This is a genomic window from Chitinophaga agri (assembly GCF_010093065.1).
Taxonomy (GTDB): domain Bacteria; phylum Bacteroidota; class Bacteroidia; order Chitinophagales; family Chitinophagaceae; genus Chitinophaga; species Chitinophaga agri.
The window spans coordinates 4,309,896-4,325,188 of the sequence record NZ_CP048113.1; the positions used below are offsets into that span (position 1 = coordinate 4,309,896).

A 15,293-nucleotide genomic window follows, 5' to 3' on the forward strand; every position below is an offset into this window, starting at 1 on the left:
TAATAATGAGCTAAAGATGCAATCGGATTGAAGCAAAGTGGGATATAATTTAGGGAATACAGGAATCATTTACCCGGGTTCACAATTAAGGATCTAATAAAACATTATGATACAAAAAAAGAGGAGAATGTTAGTCACGGTTCAAAGGATTTACTTCACTAATACATATACAATCAATGTTGAATTACTCAAACATTGCCTATTGTATGCCCCTCTACAATATAGTCGGCAAATACACTAGACGGGTAATGATGATTATGAATAGCTGTCAGATGTGCTTTTATCCCAAATTTGTTGGTTAGGGCTGATTGGTAATGCCATTCAAACGTAAAAGCTTTTGCATCTCTTTCTTCTTCATCTCTAATCCGTAATAAATTTTCATCGACATCATTTTCAGGAAGCAAAGTAATATGACATCTGCTGCTATTTATTGTTTTAACATGATACTTCATAGTTATAAATGTTGATGAACTAACGGTTTAAAGTAATATTATAATTGACATTATTATCCCATTCTAGCCTCGCGCCAACGATCACCCAATTAATATTCCTTAAATGGTTATTATTTACTCTTCTTATGAATCATCTAGTTTTTTTGGGGGGCTGCTTCGTCGTTGCTCCCTTTTTTATTCCCTGTGCGACCTTAGGCGAAACAGTGGTTTTATTTGTTTTAACCACTATTTCATTTTTTGCTTTCGTTACTTTTGCTTTAGCTACGTTGTTACCGGCTTGGACGGCAACCGGTTTCACCTCTGAGGTACTAACTTTATCAACCTTTGTTTTGTAGACCGGATTAAGCTCGCCATTAAAAAAATCAAATCTAATAATGACTTTATTTGAGTCCATATCTTGCCCCTTCTTATCAAAATTTAAGGGTTTGCTTTCAACGCTCTTCTTTAATCTATTAATATCTTCAAGTTCACGTTCATATATATATGTATATATAACAGGATGTTCCTTTTGACTAGGTTTATTTTTCTTATCCATTTGAATATAAAATTGCAGGATTATAATCGTTACTAGAGAATATTTTAACGGGTGATTTATTTTTTGCGACATCATTACTTATGATCCCATAACTTTTTAAATCTTCTTTTCGTTGTTCCACTATTTTAAAATAAGTTATTGTTGGATGATTTCCATAAGTATCAAAGATCAAACTTAGTGGAACGTATCTATCAGTAGTAATAAATCGTTCTAATGCCCTTTTGGTAGCTTTCACCCTATCCAATTCCAGAAGTGTCAAGTTTACTTTATATTCAACTTTTAATAAAGTATCAATTAAGATGTTTATACCTTTAACATTACTACCTATTTTAGGAATAACTATATTGGCGTTTAACTCGATACAATGATCAAATAGAGATCTAAAATCTTCCTTGTTATTTGGATCTCCGAAAACTATCCTATCAGATTCCTCATGAACCAATGTCGCTCCAAAAGGCAACGCATTAAATTCTGGCAACTTTCTTTTTGCATAGTCCGAATCAAGAATGATTGCGCCAAACTCATCTGCAATTCTATTCGAGATACTTGATTTACCAGATGCAGGTAAACCTATGATAATATAAGCTTCTCTTTCAATTCTGACACCCGAATTGGGAAATGCTCCTCCCTTTTTTAATCTAATTCCCTCATCACTTTTTAACCTCTTCATTGAAAGTAATTCTGTAACAATCTGTCGCCATAGTTTGATACGCGCTTGATCCTTCCTATATTTAGATGAGCGGTAAGATTTGCTATTAACACTTATTAATGATTCATCAAAATTCTCAATGTTAAGTTCGGTAGATACAATTTTGGGCACTATTGAGTATCCTTTATCACTATCCAAGTCCATGGACAAAACATTTTCTAAGAAATGCTCGACTAACTCCATATTATTAAGCGGTCTATTGGATCTCTTTGCCATAAATGAAAAAACATTTGAATTTACGAAAAAGCGATTATACTAAAAAAAGTACAATTGCAATATCACGCATAAAGTATAAAAAATATAATAAATTAAAATTCATGACATTTTTGAAACAATTTAAAAATATAAATCAAGTATAAGGAACCTTTCATTTCGTCCTATCCCTGATTTTTCATGGCTTTCATTAGCATTCTGAAATTGCTTATCTAGATTACTATTTTTATCATTACATAATGACAATCAAATAATTAAACAAACACATAGGAAAATATATTTTTTTTAAAAAAATATTCTGAAGAGAGTAAGTCAAAGATTTTAAGGAGGCATTGGATTAAACAATATTTTATTAAAGTATGGATTTTATCAAATCTACTTTAAATAGTTCCGGTAAAGCAGACTGTTAACTCTCACCTACAGGCACACGCAAGCAGTTTTCTGCACACGGGTCGTCTGCTTACGGCTTCATTATTTGATAATTATGGTGGAATCTAAGTATTACAAGGGGTATCCATTCCGTAGGAAGTTTTTGCTATTTTAGTCCTCCCTTTCCGTATGCAGCCTAATTTCTCCCATACTGTCCTCTTCAATAATGACTTTTCCAATTACCTAATATGTTTGCAACAATGTAATGATTCGGTCCTCGGCATTCATCAACTAATCATCAAGGGCGTTACCTTTGCATCGTTATCCTTTCTTCTTCCAGTTGTGAGGTAATAAGTTGATCAGCTGATTTGCAGGGCAATCATGCAGACGATCGTAGATATCACAGAGGTAGGTAAACGGGTCGATGTTATTGAGATGGCAGGATTCAATCAGAGAGTAAAATAAGGCTACACGTTCAGCTCCGTGTTCATTGCCTGCGAACATTGAGTTCTTACGGAAGATAGTAACAGGCCGGATTACCCTCTCGGCGCCGTTATTATCTGGATCGACGTATCCATTTTCTGTAAATGCTCTTAGACGTGGCCATTGGCCCAGCGCGTAATTGACAGCTTTTGCGATAGGCGTTCCTGGCAGATGATCCTGATTTTGCTGGTGAAGTAACCATGATTTGATTTCGTCCAGGAACTGGACGGTATATTTCTGACGAAGTTGCAATCGCTGATCCGGAGTAAATTTATTCTTATCGGCATAGGCTTCTATCCGGTAGATAACATTGAAGAGTGTGAGTACTTCTGCTACAAGTTTTTTGTCATACGCCTCTGCCTTCTTGAACCCGCGACGGATGTGGACCAGGCAACTCATCATGGTAACTTCATCGTTATTTTTAAAAGCAGCAGTATATGACCCAAGACCATCAGTCTGGAGTATGCCTTTAAAATCTTTCAATACTTCGGCTGGTATATGTTGGCTTCTTGACGGGTTAAATTCAAACAAGACTAACTTGTGTTCTGGTGACAGGAACACCCAAAGCCAGCCATTAGATGGCTTCCCTTTGCCTACATCACTTAGGTACTTCAGTTTCGTCTCATCTGCCTTGATATATTTTGATTGCATAATGACCTTCCGAAGGCACCGTAGTAGTCGTTGAAGTTTTTTATAACAGATTTCTTCCCAACCATCTATCGTCGATGATGCAAAGTCTACACCTGTAGTGTTTTTGATAAATCTCAGCTGGCGGTAGTAAGGGTCTCCATATCCAAAACGGCGGCTATGAAGGTGTGCAAGCAATCTGTTGCCTGCGGTACCTTTTTCTACCATGCGCGGCTTTACAGGCTCACAGATGATCTGCTTCTCATCATTGATATATTGAAGGTGCTCCTGCTGGACTTTGATGATTTTTCCTGGTTGATAATCGTAATAGGTAGTCACCTTTTTGCCCATTGGTTTGAGCCCCGTTTTATCAATACTGATATCTATAGTCTCAGTTTGAACCTCTAGCCATGAAGGCTGAACTCTTCTCCCAAGATGTGCCTGGTATCTTTTCTTCTTCCGATTGCCTTTGATTATTTCATGGTTTGCTTGCTGTACACCAGCAGGAGTAACTGCTACGCTGATAATCTCTTCTAACTCCTGCGCATCAAATTCAGCGCCCAGCGTTTGCTGAATAGCAACATTGACAACCGCTGATTCAGGTATAAATTTCTCGGATTTCTTCCCCATCAACATATCGCAGAACTCCCTTAACTGAACTTCCTTTCGTAATCCTGCTTCTGCCTTTTCTCTCATCTCAGCATTCGCCTTTTCAAGGATCAAAATCCTTTCTTCCAGGTCTTTAATTATTTGCTCCCTGTCAAGCATGATTTCATGTGCCTGATGCAAATACCTATTCAATTTGACGCATTCTTCTTTCTTTGCTTCCAGTTGGTTATTCAGGTCGTAGGTAATGATTCGGTCCTGACCATCAATGAAGTGTATTGAAATCTTCAGACTTTTGCAAAAAAAGAGTCATGCAAAAGCCCATTGTTAAGTTGAATGAGCCGTCTACCACTAAGGCGGAAAGGATGAAGGAGATTGTCAGTAATTACCCCTGTTCTGGCAAAACAATTAAAGAGTACTGCACTGCCAATAAAATCAAAGTGAAGACCTTCTATTATTGGCTTCGCAAGTACAGAAATACAGAGGCTCCGGTATTAAATAAGCCCATGATTTTACCTGTAAATATTGATTCGATGAGTGTATCCGGAGAGTGTCAACCTTTGTTCGCTGAGCTTTTAGGTATAAAGATCTATCAGCCTGTTCCAGCGGAATATTTACTCACGCTGATAAATCGTTGATAAATGTTGTCTCTGGCAGGTTATAATTTTTATTTGTATACGCACAATACCGATATGCGAATGGGTATAAATAGTTTATCCGGAATAGTGCGTAACATAATGAATCAGGATCCATTAAATCGTGGAGTAATCTACTTGTTCTTCAATGGCAGGCGCACCCAGGTCAAGATGCTCGTTTTTGAGGGTGATGGCCATGCCCTTTACCATAAAAGATTAGCTCAGGGCACATTTGGTACGCCTGTGTATGACCAGACTACCCGATCAGTGACACTGGACAAGAAGGATGTGATGCTGATTTTGGAGGGAGTTGAGATCAGGTATAGGAAAAGGTATGGGCGAAAAAATCAGACATAATCAAACCATTATAATACCTGCTGCGTTTATATAGCTGTAACCATGACAACAACGCAGTGCGCCCCGAATTAATTACTTCCATCACAGATGTTTTACAACAGGTCTCCACCTTAACAGTGGCAAATGCCGACTTGTCAGAATCTCTGTCCCGGGAACGGATTACGTTTGGAAAAATCATCTACGACCTGAATAACCAACTGGAAGCAAAGAAAGAAGAATGCGTCAAATTGAATAGGTATTTGCATCAGGCACATGAAATCATGCTTGACAGGGAGCAAATAATTAAAGACCTGGAAGAAAGGATTTTGATCCTTGAAAAGGCGAATGCTGAGATGAGAGAAAAGGCAGAAGCAGGATTACGAAAGGAAGTTCAGTTAAGGGAGTTCTGCGATATGTTGATGGGGAAGAAATCCGAGAAATTTATACCTGAATCAGCGGTTGTCAATGTTGCTATTCAGCAAACGCTGGGCGCTGAATTTGATGCGCAGGAGTTAGAAGAGATTATCAGCGTAGCAGTTACTCCTGCTGGTGTACAGCAAGCAAACCATGAAATAATCAAAGGCAATCGGAAGAAGAAAAGATACCAGGCACATCTTGGGAGAAGAGTTCAGCCTTCATGGCTAGAGGTTCAAACTGAGACTATAGATATCAGTATTGATAAAACGGGGCTCAAACCAATGGGCAAAAAGGTGACTACCTATTACGATTATCAACCAGGAAAAATCATCAAAGTCCAGCAGGAGCACCTTCAATATATCAATGATGAGAAGCAGATCATCTGTGAGCCTGTAAAGCCGCGCATGGTAGAAAAAGGTACCGCAGGCAACAGATTGCTTGCACACCTTCATAGCCGCCGTTTTGGATATGGAGACCCTTACTACCGCCAGCTGAGATTTATCAAAAACACTACAGGTGTAGACTTTGCATCATCGACGATAGATGGTTGGGAAGAAATCTGTTATAAAAAACTTCAACGACTACTACGGTGCCTTCGGAAGGTCATTATGCAATCAAAATATATCAAGGCAGATGAGACGAAACTGAAGTACCTAAGTGATGTAGGCAAAGGGAAGCCATCTAATGGCTGGCTTTGGGTGTTCCTGTCACCAGAACACAAGTTAGTCTTGTTTGAATTTAACCCGTCAAGAAGCCAACATATACCAGCCGAAGTATTGAAAGATTTTAAAGGCATACTCCAGACTGATGGTCTTGGGTCATATACTGCTGCTTTTAAAAATAACGATGAAGTTACCATGATGAGTTGCCTGGTCCACATCCGTCGCGGGTTCAAGAAGGCAGAGGCGTATGACAAAAAACTTGTAGCAGAAGTACTCACACTCTTCAATGTTATCTACCGGATAGAAGCCTATGCCGATAAGAATAAATTTACTCCGGATCAGCGATTGCAACTTCGTCAGAAATATACCGTCCAGTTCCTGGACGAAATCAAATCATGGTTACTTCACCAGCAAAATCAGGATCATCTGCCAGGAACGCCTATCGCAAAAGCTGTCAATTACGCGCTGGGCCAATGGCCACGTCTAAGAGCATTTACAGAAAATGGATACGTCGATCCAGATAATAACGGCGCCGAGAGGGTAATCCGGCCTGTTACTATCTTCCGTAAGAACTCAATGTTCGCAGGCAATGAACACGGAGCTGAACGTGTAGCCTTATTTTACTCTCTGATTGAATCCTGCCATCTCAATAACATCGACCCGTTTACCTACCTCTGTGATATCTACGATCGTCTGCATGATTGCCCTGCAAATCAGCTGATCAACTTATTACCTCACAACTGGAAGAAGAAAGGATAACGATGCAAAGGTAACGCCCTTGATGATTAGTTGATGAATGCCGAGGACCGAATCATTACGGTCGTAGATGATTTTTCCAAACGTAATCCGTTCCCGGGACAGAGATTCTGACAAGTCGGCATTTGCCACTGTTAAGGTGGAGACCTGTTGTAAAACATCTGTGATGGAAGTAATTAATTCGGGGCGCACTGCGTTGTTGTCATGGTTACAGCTATATAAACGCAGCAGGTATTATAATGGTTTGATTATGTCTGATTTTTTCGCCCATACCTTTTCCTATACCTGATCTCAACTCCCTCCAAAATCAGCATCACATCCTTCTTGTCCAGTGTCACTGATCGGGTAGTCTGGTCATACACAGGCGTACCAAATGTGCCCTGAGCTAATCTTTTATGGTAAAGGGCATGGCCATCACCCTCAAAAACGAGCATCTTGACCTGGGTGCGCCTGCCATTGAAGAACAAGTAGATTACTCCACGATTTAATGGATCCTGATTCATTATGTTACGCACTATTCCGGATAAACTATTTATACCCATTCGCATATCGGTATTGTGCGTATACAAATAAAAATTATAACCTGCCAGAGACAACATTTATCAACGATTTATCAGCGTGAGTAAATATTCCGCTGGAACAGGCTGATAGATCTTTATACCTAAAAGCTCAGCGAACAAAGGTTGACACTCTCCGGATACACTCATCGAATCAATATTTACAGGTAAAATCATGGGCTTATTTAATACCGGAGCCTCTGTATTTCTGTACTTGCGAAGCCAATAATAGAAGGTCTTCACTTTGATTTTATTGGCAGTGCAGTACTCTTTAATTGTTTTGCCAGAACAGGGGTAATTACTGACAATCTCCTTCATCCTTTCCGCCTTAGTGGTAGACGGCTCATTCAACTTAACAATGGGCTTTTGCATGACTCTTTTTTTGCAAAAGTCTGAAGATTTCAATACACTTCATTGATGGTCAGGACCGAATCATTACGCAACAATACTGTATTGGTACACTTACAAACAGTACTCCTTGCATCTGCTATTATTTGGGCAATGGCATCGTACAGAGAATAGTTTAAATTTCAGAAGCTTACCCACCTATTACAATAGTTTTAAGCCTGATTACTAAATTCAGAATGGTCATAAAAGCCTCTATTTATTAAACGGTGGAGTTATAGTCAACAATGATTATAGCAACGTATTTCACTAATGAATCTATAAATTTTAGATAGATCTTCCGTAAAATGGTTCGAACTTTGTCCCCGGTAGCCCGCTATAAATTAGAAAAGCCTTTAAGTCCTTGGATTTAAAGGCTTTTCTAATTTGAAAAATTTCTTTATTTTTAGTTGTGTGTTATTGCAGGCTAATTATCAACTATTTGCAAGTTCGAAATACTATGTTTATTTATCTCCTAATAGCAATATTCTTTATTTCTTCTCCATGTGTTATGTTCTTTAGGATTTTCCAATGAAATAATAACTGGCTAAATATCAATTAAATATATTTACAATAGCCCAAATTGGATTTTCCAATGAAATAAGCTCACTCAAGCCCAGTAGGGAACATATGAGGCGAATTTTTTTGATATATTTTCTGGATCAGACGGTTTAATAAAACCTGCATCAATTGTATCAGCAATAATTTTAGAAGCAAACGACACATTGTTTTTATTAATATTAAACCTCTTTCGAATTGACTGATTATTCACTGCTTCATTGTGAACATAATGCAAACAGGTATGTTGATAGCAAGCTCTAATCCTGTCTTCGTTGTTCATTTTTGTTAAGGGTAAAGGTGCATATATAATCACCCGTGTATATTCTTCTCCTCTGATAAATTTAGGTGCTGGAAGTTGAAACTCTTCAATTACCTCAATTGCTCTATCCACACCGCTACCTCGTTCTTCACAAATATTAAGGCGACGCATAAGTGACGCAAGTGTCTCGTTCCTTGACTTTGGAGCAGCATCAATAAACCGGTTGGTATCGACTAATGGTGCACCTGGATTGGTTATTTCAATTCTGTCTTTAAATATTTCAACCATTACACCTGCACCGGTAATAGATAGATCCTGATGAATAATTGCATTTGCTACAAACTCCCGAATAGCTATATCGGGATATATTTTCAATTGCTGTCGCAAAGCGGCTTCTATTACTTCATTTGTAGGTAATTGATCCATAATATAACTAATCATACCTTCAAATCCAGTAGCATATCCTTTTAAAATCCCCTCCTCTTTGATAGCATTTATACGACTGTTATCCTTGTATATAATCACCCGAACAATTTTGCGATGCAAAGATTTAAAACTATTTAAATCTTTTGCAAAGAGAATGCCACCCAGGTTAGTAATATCCCAGTTGGCTCCTGCTTTTTTTAGCAAACCATCATCAGCAAGTGAATCGAGAATACCTTGCTTTGTATCTGGTAATCGCTTATTAAGCAACATAAAATACTGGTCATAATCCAGCATTTTCAATACCTCATCGCTATGAATTTGAGAAGCAGCAATAATGTCTTCATATTCCAATCCTGTAGAACCGATTATCAGGTGTTTAACTTCTTGTCGGGAAAGTTTTACCGTTTGACCTGCCGAACGTTTATAGCTTTCATATATATCCTTACCTCGTATATGAACAGGCTTATCCTGATACTCAGGTATATGAACAAGCAAAACAGGAATTTCATTGTAGCATGTTACTAAATGGTCTACACCTATTGGTTGGGCAAGGTTGTTGCGAGCAATATTTCCAATCTTTTGAATGATAATGTCCATCGTCTCCTTGGATAAATTAATAGACTGACCGTTGTTGTCAATACCAAACGCAAGAAACCCGCCTCCAGGATAATTCGCAAAGGCTGAAATATGCTGTGCAATCCGATTACCGTTATCTGAAATATCAGTTTTCCAATCAATCTCATTTAGCTCTATTGGAATCGGTTTTAAGCTTTTACTTAATAATTGTATTGCGGTGTCTTTCCAACTATTCATTTATCATGTTTTAATTCTACTCCTCACATGATTTTTTGATCATGAAAATAATATGAGTATATGTTTTCCCAAACAATATACATACTACCACTTCCCATTAAACTGTCAAATGAAGGAGTTTCAAGACTTATACTTACCCGATATGAAATTATTGCATTGCAGGATGATTAACAAATCTAAGCACACGAAAAATATTTCATAAAACAATGAATATCAAATTGGTTATCTGCAGTTCAGTTCCAACTTCGGCATGTTCTTCCACTCTAATGATTTTCACAATCCTCCTGATTAGGCATAGTGCAATTTATTTGTTGTAGTATGAATCATGGCAATTGCTTATAAGAACAACGAGAGCGATTATATTTATTTATCGCCCTCGTTATATGAACGAGGGTAATTTTCATCTTCGTTAAGATTCTAACAGACAACAAACAATTCACAGTACAATTTCGGACAGTAGTTTTAGTAATTAATTTCACTAAGAAACATATGAATATGAGATAAATCATCTGCAAATTGGTTCGAAAAATTGTCCCCGTAGCCCGCTAGATTTTGAAATCCGCGCATTGCGCGGGTTTTGCTTTTTAAACCGGAGACGTAGCGAAGGAAAATTTATGTTTACCGCGTTCATTGTTACTTTATTGTAATTGGTTCGGTTAAGTTTATCTTTTTTATTAAAGAATCAAGTTTCAAGGAGTTGTATCGTTGTCTGTTTATTTCCCTTAAGTATTTTTTACTAAAACGGCTCCTTTTTCAAGGACTGAATTAATGCTTTTTCATTCTTTGCATTAGTTAAGGTTTTTAACTCTGACATCAGAGCAACTAAAGGATTATTATCAAAATCATTTTCCCAAGCATTGAAATAAATTGTTTGGAAATCTTCATTCTTAAGATACTGTTGCCACATCTTCACAAAGGTTGTTTTTCCAGTTCCCCATTCATTGTTAATACCCAATACAAAGCCATCTGCATAGGTCTTAACAATATCAGTTAAAATTCTTGCATAAGGCTCTCTACCCAATTGACAGTTGAAAAATGGATTTTCCTGAGAAATTTCTATTTCGTGATGTTTTATTTTCATTTTAAAGCATTAGTATAAATGAATGATCCTTTCAGATGAATTTTCGTGGAGACTTGTTGATACAACTAACCCAGAGCGTCCACTACAAGATTAAATTTGGGGTGTAGATCATTTCAGGCAATTTTGATACTAAGTTATGAGGACAGGATTAGTTTTTGGGAAGGGGATTTTTCCGGTATTTAATATACACCATTATGGGGATTGGCTGGGATATACGGCTATAGAGCATATAAACAATGTATCAATGGTTAAATATCTTTTTTGATTAAATGGTTGCATTTATTCTGTAATAAATGCAGGCACCATCTGTTGTATTTGCGCTCGGGGTATTCCAATTTCCTTTGCATACTGTTCCCAATTACTAACAACGCTGGTTACCTCTGTTAAAATTCTGGTCATTTCAGTTTGCCCTAATTGAAAATAATCTCCGACTTGAAAAGCAAGTTTATAGTTCAATGCATTATCATCCAAATCGACATTCAATGCAAGACCATTTTTGTCGATTGATGGATTTAAGTCATAAGCCGGAGAAAGGCGCCAGCCTGCGTCAGTCAAAATGAAACCATGATTACGGAGATGATCATCCGTATTAGATACACTCATATTGAAAACAATTCGTCGCCAAAGCTGATGAAGATCCTCCATCGGAGCGGCTCCCTGATATTGAATAAATTCTGCAATTTCAAGGTAACTGGGAGTTTTGTCGCGAATTAGCTGTTCTGTATATCCCAGCATTGTCATTGCCGAAGTAAAATGAATGCGATCAGCACCTTCCCGATCAAATCGTTTTGTTAAGAATGTCTTAAATGGTCCATAAATTTGCTCTACCTTGCAATCTGACATTTTTATCCCCGATTTCACGGCCAGACGGTATGTAAGATATTCCCAGGCTGCTTTATCAATTGTATCATTCTTTGCCGGGAATTTAGCTATCCAGAGTTGACCTTTGTCATCAATGATATTGGCTTTGGGCCTTGCACCACCTAATGAAGAGCCAGGAGCAATCAATAATTCAAGCCATTCATTACTCACTTCTTCATCCGCCTCAAATTTTTCTGCCCTTTGCTGCAGTTCACGAATATGTGCCCATGGGGGAATGGGCTTTTCATTATCGTTGTTCAAAAAAGGACCATCAGGATGAAGTTTGAAGCGCAATGCGCCCATCCTTGTAAAGTCACTAACCTGGAGGAGATAGTCCAAATCGGTTAAACGTGGTCGGTGCTCATTGTTTTCTCTTGCTGATTGTGCTGCTTTTCTCTGCATTAATCTTCTACCCCAGGTGTCCGGCATAGAATCTACAAACACACCAAAATTCTCCTTTTCTATTGGATATTGTGTGCCCGTATACCATCCTATTTCCGGATCCAGCAACAACTGTTCTGCAGACTCAAGCCAGTCCTTATGGTACTTAAAACTGAATTGTTGTCCCGTTTTACCTAAATCTGCGGAAAGCGAACCAATGAGCTTAGGTTGAGCCATGCCTTTCCAATGTGCATATACCCAAATGTCAGTTTTGGCCATTTTAATTAGTTCTTATTCATTAATCTCAAATCCTGTAATTTTCTTCCAATAGGATCCTCTTCCAGCAATTTTGTTATTTCATTTTGAAGACCCAGGACTCGTAATACATTTATAAATGCGCCAATGGAAACGGAAGGGCTTCCTTGCTCTATCGCTCTTAGTGTACCCCTATCAATAGCTGCACGCTCTGCAACTTGAGTAGCAGTTAACCTACGACGTTTCCTAGCAAGCGCTATCCTGTTACCAAAATCTTCCAGTAGAATCTGCTGCTTAGGAAAAAGAATATGCTTTTTTGACTTCATTTTGATGCATATTTTCATCAAAAGTACGAATATTGAAGAAAATATTCCCAATTTTAGTTTAACGTAAAATTAGAATTGAGGTATCGCTGACTAATTTTTTCCGCAAGAGCTTGTCATTAAGTGAAAATATTCACCATAAATACAGTTTAATAGTATAATGGGTACACGAAAATTGTATGTAACTGTGTGCGATTATAGACTGGAATAGCCGTTATCTGTTATCCTGGACACTCAGCAATACCATGACAGTGGAATTTTGCCTGGAAGCGCTTGAAAAGGCCATTTCTGTTTATGAGGCACCAGAGATCTTAAATACGGATCAGGGCAGCCAGTTTACAAGTGAAGGATTTACTACAACAGTATCAGGTGCTCAGATCCGCCTAAGCAGGGATGGAGTAGGACGAGCGACTGACAATATCGCAATGCATTGTGCTCTAAAGATTTTACGCTATCAAGCGTACGTGTAAAACCACTATCATTATATGACAGAAGGACAGACAATAATCATTGATCTTGAAAGGCTGTATAGAAAGGAAGTCCTCCTCTTAATGTATTTTCAAAACCATTGTATGCCAGTAATTTCTTAGCATCGGATAAGTCAACTACATCGTCTGCTGTCACAAATGGTTGTTTTAAGACGGCAAAGAAATCACCTTCAATTCAATAAATCCAAGAAAGTTATAAGCTGTATTAGGGAAAACGAGATTGTGAATCACTACGCTGTTGAAGAACTCCAGCCAGGTAGCGTAGTAAATTCCATCATTGTATAAGTTCGAAAGTTGTCCCAGGTAGTCCGCTAAGAGGGACAAATCATCACAAGTATGCTTGTCCCTTTTCGTTTTCGGGTGGATTTCCCGATAGGTGGGCAATCCGGGAAAAAATTGTATTGTTTATAATTCTCGGTTGGGTTGCAATATTTCGCTATTGGGAATATGATTTACCTATTAAAAGACTCTTGGATGCCGAATAGTAATTTCGACTAAACTGCAATAGCTAATACTTTGCCGAACAGATTAAGTATTAGCTCATACATTTCATGGAAAATTCCGTGTACATTTTGCTCGGGGAAGCTATTAGCTGACAATCGATTGTATAAGCGTATTTATTTTTTATTATTTACTTCTGATCAAGTTTATATTAGTTTCGATAGTGTTTTACCTAATCGTTTCCATACAAAATTAACATAGACGGACTTTTGAAATTATAGTAATGGGAAACCTTATATACCCAGTCCGGCATACCCTGTGTTATTCTTTTCAGGTGATATTTATTGATTATTCTCTGGTTATCAGGATCGTCCTCCTCATCTTTCTCAAGGACTAATAACACTTTCCCATTGAGTAATATCTTATCTTTTATATATACTTCTTCGACATTATTATCCATATAGAAATTTTCCCTTAGATGAATAGCGTAAAGCCGTTTGTAAGGATTTGTATAAGTGCTAAAGACCATTTTTACCTCCTGATCATGATAATGGCGATGAATATATTGCGTAATATTTTTAGCTCCTGCATCCATCGGGTGGAAGCTCATCACTATTAATGCTGTGAAATTTATGAAAAGCAATATGCCAGCCAAAGCATAGTATATTTTATTAAATCGAATTCCGGATTCCTGCCAGGCCAACACAAGTAATAATGGTATGAAATTTATCAGTGGAAACAGGAAGCGATCCTCTTTATGGGCAATGACAGAATGAGCTATCAGGAATGGCAGAATAACCCATATCAGAAAAGACTGAGGCTTATAGTACATGAGCAGGATAAGACTCAACAGCAGTATGACACCAATAATTATATTGGGTGCCATCAGTATTTCAATGATGTAAAAATACCAGGGAGCCCTTCCAAACTCCGATGCAATACCCTTGTAAATATTCATGTAAAAATAGTTAACTGGCGTAAACAGCCAGTAACCATAATACCAATGATCTATCAGTACTCCCAACCCAATGGCCAATATGCAACCCGCTACCAAAGAAAACATGTCACTTTTTTTGGCCTTTTGGATGATAAGATACCATGCCAAAATACCTATGATTAAAAATGCAGATTGAAAACGACAAATGAAACTTAGACCCAGAATAAATCCAATCAATAGATGAGGATATCTCCTTCCCAACAACAAACCAGTTGCCAACAGAAAAAGTAACCCCGAAGAACTTTCAGAAGAAAATCTTACATTCAGGAAAGGAAGAAACCATAAAAAATAAGAGAGAAAAATATAGGCATGCCGGAACTTTTTGTCAACCAATGATAGTGTGCTTTGGATAAATATGCAGATGGTGACCAGGTAACCTATTGCCATCATGATACGCAGGCATAATACCTGAATATAAGGATCAGACAGATGAAAACTATTTAATACGGAAAATAACAGCACACAAAAAGCTGGTTGTAGTGTTGGTCTAATCTGCGCATTATATTCCCATGGCAAATCCGACACCTCATTAAATCCGAGTTTAAGTCCTGCAAATTCCAGTATCTGATAATGTTCATCAAAATGGTAATTGCCTGTACTATTAAATGCAGTAATGATATAGATGACAAACGCTAGTGAGAAGATAGAATAATGAAAATATTTCAT

At 37.7% G+C, this 15,293-nt stretch carries 17 protein-coding genes; 4 read left to right on the forward strand and 13 right to left on the reverse strand.

Going from position 1 to position 15,293, the window contains the following annotated elements; all coding sequences use genetic code 11:
- Window positions 1–188 precede the first annotated feature (188 nt).
- The 4 genes from GWR21_RS17115 to tnpC (GWR21_RS17130) all read right to left on the reverse strand — a co-directional run bounded on the left by GWR21_RS17115 (window position 189) and on the right by tnpC (GWR21_RS17130) (window position 4,177).
- Window positions 189–452 carry a hypothetical protein gene (locus GWR21_RS17115; RefSeq protein ID WP_162332925.1) on the reverse strand — a complete coding sequence of 88 codons (264 nt, stop codon included), beginning with the start codon at window positions 450–452 and terminating at the stop codon, window positions 189–191.
- A gap of 130 nt (window positions 453–582) precedes the next feature.
- Window positions 583–987: a hypothetical protein gene (locus GWR21_RS17120; protein ID WP_162332926.1), complete on the reverse strand. Its 405-nt coding sequence runs from the start codon at window positions 985–987 to the stop codon at window positions 583–585.
- Window positions 980–1,912 carry a zeta toxin family protein gene (locus GWR21_RS17125; protein ID WP_162332927.1) on the reverse strand — a complete coding sequence of 311 codons (933 nt, stop codon included), beginning with the start codon at window positions 1,910–1,912 and terminating at the stop codon, window positions 980–982. The genes GWR21_RS17120 and GWR21_RS17125 overlap by 8 nt, the downstream gene beginning before the upstream one ends.
- Window positions 1,913–2,599: 687 nt before the next feature.
- The gene (tnpC, locus tag GWR21_RS17130) at window positions 2,600–4,177 is read right to left on the reverse strand and encodes an IS66 family transposase (protein WP_162332928.1); all 1,578 of its coding nucleotides are present in this window, start codon (window positions 4,175–4,177) and stop codon (window positions 2,600–2,602) included.
- A gap of 128 nt (window positions 4,178–4,305) precedes the next feature.
- Between tnpC (GWR21_RS17130) and tnpA (GWR21_RS17135) the strand changes: the two genes are divergently transcribed.
- From tnpA (GWR21_RS17135) to tnpC (GWR21_RS17145), 3 genes are read left to right on the forward strand one after another with little or no spacing between them, the layout of a single operon-like run.
- Window positions 4,306–4,632, forward strand: a complete 327-nt coding sequence (gene tnpA / locus GWR21_RS17135; RefSeq protein ID WP_162332929.1) for an IS66 family insertion sequence element accessory protein TnpA — start codon at window positions 4,306–4,308, stop codon at window positions 4,630–4,632.
- Between the two features lie 3 nt (window positions 4,633–4,635).
- Window positions 4,636–4,986 (forward strand): IS66 family insertion sequence element accessory protein TnpB, encoded by a 351-nt coding sequence (tnpB, locus tag GWR21_RS31920; RefSeq protein WP_162332930.1) that lies wholly within the window; start codon window positions 4,636–4,638, stop codon window positions 4,984–4,986.
- A gap of 56 nt (window positions 4,987–5,042) precedes the next feature.
- Entirely contained in the window at window positions 5,043–6,803 is a 1,761-nt protein-coding gene (gene tnpC / locus GWR21_RS17145) for an IS66 family transposase (protein WP_162332931.1), read from the forward strand.
- Window positions 6,804–7,048: 245 nt separating this feature from the next.
- Here tnpC (GWR21_RS17145) and tnpB (GWR21_RS31925) read toward each other — a convergent pair whose 3' ends face one another.
- The 6 genes from tnpB (GWR21_RS31925) to GWR21_RS17175 form a co-directional block, all read right to left on the reverse strand.
- Entirely contained in the window at window positions 7,049–7,399 is a 351-nt protein-coding gene (gene tnpB, locus GWR21_RS31925) for an IS66 family insertion sequence element accessory protein TnpB (RefSeq protein WP_162332930.1), read from the reverse strand.
- Between the two features lie 3 nt (window positions 7,400–7,402).
- Complete coding sequence (gene tnpA / locus GWR21_RS17155; protein WP_162332929.1) at window positions 7,403–7,729, reverse strand: IS66 family insertion sequence element accessory protein TnpA; 327 nt, start codon at window positions 7,727–7,729, stop codon at window positions 7,403–7,405.
- A 622-nt stretch (window positions 7,730–8,351) separates the two neighbouring features.
- Complete coding sequence (locus tag GWR21_RS17160) at window positions 8,352–9,800, reverse strand: ATP-binding protein (RefSeq protein WP_162332932.1); 1,449 nt, start codon at window positions 9,798–9,800, stop codon at window positions 8,352–8,354.
- A gap of 736 nt (window positions 9,801–10,536) precedes the next feature.
- Window positions 10,537–10,881 carry a P-loop NTPase fold protein gene (locus GWR21_RS17165; protein WP_162332933.1) on the reverse strand — a complete coding sequence of 115 codons (345 nt, stop codon included), beginning with the start codon at window positions 10,879–10,881 and terminating at the stop codon, window positions 10,537–10,539.
- A gap of 279 nt (window positions 10,882–11,160) precedes the next feature.
- On the reverse strand, window positions 11,161–12,402 hold the full coding sequence (locus GWR21_RS17170) for a type II toxin-antitoxin system HipA family toxin (RefSeq protein ID WP_162332934.1): 1,242 nt from the start codon (window positions 12,400–12,402) through the stop codon (window positions 11,161–11,163).
- 5 nt (window positions 12,403–12,407) lie between these two features.
- A complete protein-coding gene (locus GWR21_RS17175; RefSeq protein ID WP_162332935.1) occupies window positions 12,408–12,704 on the reverse strand; it encodes a helix-turn-helix domain-containing protein in 297 nt (98 codons plus the stop codon).
- A gap of 194 nt (window positions 12,705–12,898) precedes the next feature.
- Here GWR21_RS17175 and GWR21_RS31930 point away from each other — a divergent pair, with 194 nt between their 5' ends.
- On the forward strand, window positions 12,899–13,171 hold the full coding sequence (locus GWR21_RS31930; RefSeq protein ID WP_394367275.1) for a DDE-type integrase/transposase/recombinase: 273 nt from the start codon (window positions 12,899–12,901) through the stop codon (window positions 13,169–13,171).
- A 37-nt stretch (window positions 13,172–13,208) separates the two neighbouring features.
- On the opposite strand, the gene GWR21_RS31935 is transcribed toward GWR21_RS31930, so the two are convergent.
- From GWR21_RS31935 to GWR21_RS17195, 3 genes are all read right to left on the reverse strand, one after another.
- Complete coding sequence (locus GWR21_RS31935; protein WP_394367276.1) at window positions 13,209–13,364, reverse strand: putative polyvalent protein kinase domain-containing protein; 156 nt, start codon at window positions 13,362–13,364, stop codon at window positions 13,209–13,211.
- Complete coding sequence (locus GWR21_RS31940; protein WP_394367206.1) at window positions 13,337–13,573, reverse strand: putative polyvalent protein kinase domain-containing protein; 237 nt, start codon at window positions 13,571–13,573, stop codon at window positions 13,337–13,339. Before GWR21_RS31940 ends, GWR21_RS31935 begins: the two co-directional genes overlap by 28 nt.
- A gap of 289 nt (window positions 13,574–13,862) precedes the next feature.
- Window positions 13,863–15,293 (reverse strand): glycosyltransferase family protein, encoded by a 1,431-nt coding sequence (locus GWR21_RS17195; protein WP_162332938.1) that lies wholly within the window; start codon window positions 15,291–15,293, stop codon window positions 13,863–13,865.